Below are 1,392 nucleotides of genomic sequence, written 5' to 3' on the forward strand. Positions count from 1 at the left end.
AGCGCGATCCCGCCCGGCTTGCCGGGACGGCCGCCCGCGCCGGCCCACAGGACAGCGCCGATCAGCACCACGGCAAGGAAGACCAGGAAAAAAGTCACTACCCCATCGTGCCAGACCTTGCCGCCATCGCTATTCCGGGCGCTGTTCGCCGTTCAGCGAGGGGGAGATGGCTACGTGGAGTACCCGGTCCACCGCGTCCGCCGGGTCATCCACCACCTGGATAAGGTCCAGGTCCTTTTCGGAGACCATGCCCTCAGCCACCAGGGTGCCCCTGATCCAATCGATCATCGGGCCCCAGAAGTCGACGCCGAGCAGCACGATCGGGAAGGACGTCACCTTCCGGGTCTGCACCAGGACCATGGCTTCAAACAGCTCGTCGAGGGTGCCAAGGCCGCCAGGCAGGACGATGAATCCCTGCGCGTACTTCACAAACATCGTTTTGCGGGCGAAGAAGTACCGGAAGTTGATCCCCAGATCCACCCATTGGTTCAGGCCCTGCTCGAACGGGAGCTCGATGCCGAGACCCACAGACACGCCGTTACCTTCGACGGCGCCGCGGTTTGCAGCTTCCATGGATCCCGGTCCGCCTCCGGTAATCACGGCGACGCCGGCCTCCGCCAGCTTCCGCCCCACCTCGACGCCCATCTCGTAGTAGGGGCTGCCCGGTTTGGTCCGGGCTGAACCGAAGACACTGACAGCCGGGCCGAGGTCAGCCAGTGCCCCGAATCCCTCGACGAACTCGCTCTGGATCCTCATCACGCGCCACGGATCGGTGTGCACGAATTGACCAAGGCCTTTGGTATCAAGCAAATGCTGGTCGGACATCTCCACCGCCGCCTGCTTACGGCGAAGTTCAAGGGGTCCTTTGCGGCGTGGCTGGGAGTTTTTGGCCGGATCTGCACTGATGCTCATTGACCAAGGCTAACCTGCCGGTGGGAGGTATCTCTTGAATCACGATCCGCAGCAACTTGCGGTGATTCGCGTCATAGGCCCCCGTTGTTCGCTAGATTCTTCCTTATGACTACTCATGTGCCCGGCGATGCCCTCGTCTCCCTGAACGCCGTAAATAAGCATTACGGCCAGCTGCACGTTTTGAAGGACATCAACCTGCAGGTCCGCAAAGGCGAGGTTGTCGTGGTCATCGGGCCGTCGGGGTCCGGCAAGTCCACGCTGTGTCGCGCCATCAACCGCCTCGAAACCATTGAAGGCGGCACCATCAGCATCGATGGAAAGGTCCTTCCCGAGGAAGGCAAGGAACTGGCGCAGCTCCGGGCTGACGTCGGCATGGTTTTCCAGTCGTTCAATCTCTTCGCACACAAAACGATCCTCGAAAACGTCACCCTCGGCCCGATTAAGGTTAAGGGCGTTGCGAAGGCAACCGCGGACAAGGAC

Annotated in this window: 2 protein-coding genes; one reads left to right on the forward strand and one right to left on the reverse strand. The window is 61.5% G+C overall.

Annotated features, from left to right (window positions below):
* Positions 1–129: 129 nt before the first annotated feature.
* Complete coding sequence (locus AC5RWX_RS33360) at positions 130–912, reverse strand: LOG family protein (RefSeq protein ID WP_494100436.1); 783 nt, start codon at positions 910–912, stop codon at positions 130–132.
* Between the two features lie 105 nt (positions 913–1,017).
* Between AC5RWX_RS33360 and AC5RWX_RS33365 the strand changes: the two genes are divergently transcribed.
* Positions 1,018–1,392: ATP-binding cassette domain-containing protein (locus AC5RWX_RS33365; RefSeq protein WP_494100437.1), on the forward strand; the 375-nt coding region annotated here is incomplete at its 3' end.

This window comes from Arthrobacter sp. SPT-J7, assembly GCF_059089965.1.